The organism is Caulobacter sp. P4_E5, from assembly GCF_056401555.1.
This window is the reverse complement of record NZ_JBFUJD010000146.1, coordinates 1-3,636: the sequence shown is the minus strand read 5'-3', so window position 1 is coordinate 3,636 and position 3,636 is coordinate 1. Positions and strand designations below refer to the sequence as shown.

Annotated in this window: 5 protein-coding genes; all 5 read left to right on the top strand. The window is 73.0% G+C overall.

The annotated features are described in order from the left end of the window. The coding region (locus AC1DSO_RS24530; RefSeq protein WP_477071293.1) for a DegT/DnrJ/EryC1/StrS family aminotransferase at positions 1–634 on the top strand (634 nt) is incomplete at its 5' end. Then, positions 631–1,473 carry a transketolase gene (locus tag AC1DSO_RS24525; protein ID WP_477071292.1) on the top strand — a complete coding sequence of 281 codons (843 nt, stop codon included), beginning with the start codon at positions 631–633 and terminating at the stop codon, positions 1,471–1,473. The genes AC1DSO_RS24530 and AC1DSO_RS24525, both read left to right, overlap by 4 nt. After that, positions 1,466–2,425: a transketolase family protein gene (locus AC1DSO_RS24520; RefSeq protein WP_477071291.1), complete on the top strand. Its 960-nt coding sequence runs from the start codon at positions 1,466–1,468 to the stop codon at positions 2,423–2,425. Before AC1DSO_RS24525 ends, AC1DSO_RS24520 begins: the two co-directional genes overlap by 8 nt. A 108-nt stretch (positions 2,426–2,533) precedes the next feature. Next, complete coding sequence (locus AC1DSO_RS24515; RefSeq protein WP_477071290.1) at positions 2,534–2,776, top strand: hypothetical protein; 243 nt, start codon at positions 2,534–2,536, stop codon at positions 2,774–2,776. Positions 2,777–2,844: 68 nt separating this feature from the next. Continuing rightward, positions 2,845–3,636 (top strand): hypothetical protein (locus AC1DSO_RS24510; RefSeq protein WP_477071289.1); only part of this gene is annotated, 792 nt, incomplete at its 3' end.

The window sequence follows — 3,636 nt, the reverse complement described above, 5'->3', positions numbered from 1 at the left end:
GGCCCTGGGCGCGCGCCTCGATGGCCGCGTGGCCGGCCGCTTCGGCGCCTGGGGCGCGTTCAGCTTCTATCCGTCCAAGACCCTGGGCTGCTTCGGCGACGCCGGCGCCCTGGTCACCGACGACGACGGCCTGGCCGAGACGGTGCGGGCCATGCGCAACCATGGGGCCGGCCGCGACAAGGCCATCTCGAAGGACGTCGGGACCTGGGGCTCAAATGCGCGCCTGGATAACCTCCACGCCGCCATCCTGGCCTACAAGCTGACCTATTACGACGAGGCCATCGCCCGCCGCCGCCAGGTCGCGGCCCGCTATCACGAGGCCTTCGCCGCCATCGCCGCCCTGGACCTGCCGCCGGGGCCGGACGCGTCGAACCGCTTCGACATCTTCCAGAACTACGAGGTCTGCTGCGACGCCCGCGACGCCCTGCGCGCCCACCTGGCGGCCCAGGGGATCGGCACGATCGTGCAGTGGGGCGGCATCGGCCTGCACCAGTTCCACAACCTGGGCTTCGACCAGCATCTGCCGAAGACCGACCGGTTCTTCGCCCGCTCGCTGCTGCTGCCGATGAACCACCTGCTGACCGACGACCAGGTCGACCGCGTGATCGCCTGCGTGCGCGAGTTCTTCGCGTGAGCGCCGCGGCGCCCCTGGAAACCCAGGCCCTGGCGCGGCGCCTGCGCCGTCACGTCGTGCGCATGTGCGCCTCGGGCAAGAGCTCGCACGTCGGCTCGGGCCTGTCGCTGGCCGACATCATGGCGGTGCTGTACGGGCAGGTGCTGCGGGTCGATCCCGCCGACCCCGGCTGGCCCGACCGCGACCGCTTCATCCTGTCCAAGGGCCACGCCGGCGCCTGCGTCTACGCGGCCCTGGCCGAGCGTGGCTTCATGCCGCTGTCGGTGCTGGAGACCCACTATCGCAACGGCTCGGTCCTGTCGGGCCACGTCAACCACAAGGGCGTGCCGGGCGTGGAGGTGTCGACCGGATCGCTGGGCCACGGCCTGGGCGTCGGGACCGGCATGGCCCTGCAGCTGCGGCGCATGGGCGGCCGGCAGCGGGTCTATGTGGCGCTCAGCGACGGCGAGTGCGACGAGGGCTCGAACTGGGAGGCGGCGCTGTTCGCGGCCCATCACCGGCTGTCCAACCTGTGCGCGGTGATCGACTACAACAAGCTGCAGGCCCTGACCTCGATCGCCGACACGCTGGGCCTGGAGCCGTTCGCCGACAAGTGGCGGGCCTTCGGCTGGAGCGTCGCCGAGCTGGACGGCCACGACCACGCCGCGCTGAAGGCCGCGTTCGCGGCGGCCGCGCTCGGCGACCGCCCCACCTGCATCATCGCCCACACGGTCAAGGGACGGGGGGTGTCGTTCATGGAGAACCAGGTGCTGTGGCACTACCGCGCCCCGGCCGGCGAGGAGCTGGCGGCGGCGCTCGCCGAACTTGATCGCGCCGAACTGGAGACCGCCGATGCGTGACAGCTTCATCCGGGCGCTGACCGACCTGGCCGCCGAGGATCCGCGCGTGATGCTGGTCAGCGGCGACCTGGGCTTTTCCGTGCTCGACGATTTCATCGCCCGGTTTCCGGACGCCTTCGTCAATGCCGGCGTCGCCGAGCAGAACATGACCGCCGTCGCCTGCGGCATGGCCCTGACCGGGGCGCGGGCCTACACCTATTCGATCGCCAACTTCCCGACCCTGCGGTGCCTGGAGCAGCTGCGCAACGACGTCTGCTACCACCGGGCCGACGTGACGGTGGTGGCGGTCGGGGGCGGGTTCTCGTACGGCCAGCTGGGCATGTCGCACTTCGCTACCGAGGACCTGGCCATCCTGAGGGCCCTGCCGGAGATGACGGTCGTGGCCCCCTCGGACCCCTGGCAGGCCTATGTGCTGACCCGTCAGATGCACACGCGCGGCGGGCCGGGCTATCTGCGGCTGGACAAGGGCCAGGCCGGGCTGGCGCCGGGGCCGGTGACGCTGGGCCGGGTGCGGACCGTCCGCGACGGCGACGACGCGGTGATCTTCGCCGTCGGCGGAATCCTCAGCGAGGCCCTGGGCGCCGCCGACCTGCTGGCGGCCGAGGGCGTCGGGGTGCGCGTGGTCGAGGTCCACACCCTCAAGCCGTTCGACGTCGAGGGCGTCCGCGCCGCGGCGCGCGCCTGCCCCTACGTGCTGACCCTGGAGGAGCACTCGATCGTCGGCGGCCTGGGCGGGGCCGTGGCGGAGGCCTGCCTGGAGGGCGGCGTCGCCCCGCGCGGCTTCAGCCGGGTCGGCCTGCGGGACCTCTATCCCAGCGAGGTCGGCGACCAGGCCCATCTGCGGGCCCACTACGGCCTCGACCGCCACGCCGTGGCCACGCGCCTGCGCGCCATGCTGGACGGCGACGCCGTCCGCGCGCCCGAGGGCGAACGAAATCTCGTCGGCGCGTGAACGTCGCGCGCGTCCAGGGGAACCCACCCCCGGAGCGTGCGCACGCTTTTCGCCAGGGGGTTTCGGCCCTCTGACGATCCAGACCTGTACCGATGAGGAGCTCTGTAGATGCGTTTGACACATCTCCTGGCCGTGTCGGCCGCCCTTTCCATGGTGGCGCTTCCCGCGCTCGCCGCGGGGAAGGCGGGCAATCCGGCCTCGAAGCTCTCGCTGGCCGCCGCCAGCGGGATCGCTCCGAGCGCCGGGGCGGCCACCACCTCGACCACCGTCGCGGTTGGTGTCGCCGTCGCGGCCGTGGTTGCCGGCGCCTTGGCGCTGAGCAAGCACGACAGCAAGGCCGCCAGCTCCTAAGGGGCTGGCGACCGGGGGCGGCGATCGCGAGGTCGCCGCCCTTTGCTTAACTGGCAGGGGAGGGATGCGTGGACCGGCGCTCGCCATCGTGGATTCACGGGCCCGCCTATCGCGGGCTGATCGCCGGAGCGCTGGGTCTTGGCCTGGCCCTGGCCGGCGGCGCCTCGCGGCATGACGAGGTCCAGCAGGCGCTCGTGCGCTGCCTGGCCTTGCTGGCGATCGGCGCGACCCTCTGGCCGCTCGACCTGGCGATCCTTCGCCGCCACGCCGGCGTGCTGGCCGCCGTCGGCGCGGCCTACGCCCTGCTCCTGCTGCACCTGGTTCCGCTGCCGCCGAGCGTCTGGGCCGGACTGCCGGGCCACGAGGCCCATGGCCGGATCGCCGAGGCGTCGGGAACCGTCGTCTGGCGGCCGCTCAGCCTGAGCCCCGACCTGACCCTGAACGCCCTGGCCGCCCTGCTGCCGGCGACGGCCGCGGCCCTGGCGGCGCTGCATCTGGGCTTCCGAGGGCGCACCCGCCTGGCCTCCGCGGTGGTGGCGGTCGCGGTGGTGAGCGGCCTGCTGGGCCTGGCTCAGGTCGCGGCGGGCGGCCTGCGCCTCTATCGCGAGACCTCGCAGGACGGGGCGGTCGGGCTGTTCGCCAATCGCAATCACCAGGCCGCGCTGATGGCTTGCGCCCTGCCGCTGACCGCCGTTCTGGCGGGCTTGAGGCTTCGCGACGGCGCCGACCGCCGGCTGGTCTGGGCGCTGGCGCCGACGACGATGGCGTTCCTGCTGGTCGCCTTGGTCGCGACGGGCTCGCGGATGGGCCTCGTGCTGGGAGCCATCGGCCTGGGCGGCGCGGCCCTGGCCTGGCGCGCC

Coding starts and splice junctions, on each gene's coding strand:
- AC1DSO_RS24520 (WP_477071291.1), top strand. CDS start 1,466: ATGCGTGACAGCTTCATCCGGGCGCTGACCGACCTGGCCGCCGAGGAT.
- AC1DSO_RS24515 (WP_477071290.1), top strand. CDS start 2,534: ATGCGTTTGACACATCTCCTGGCCGTGTCGGCCGCCCTTTCCATGGTG.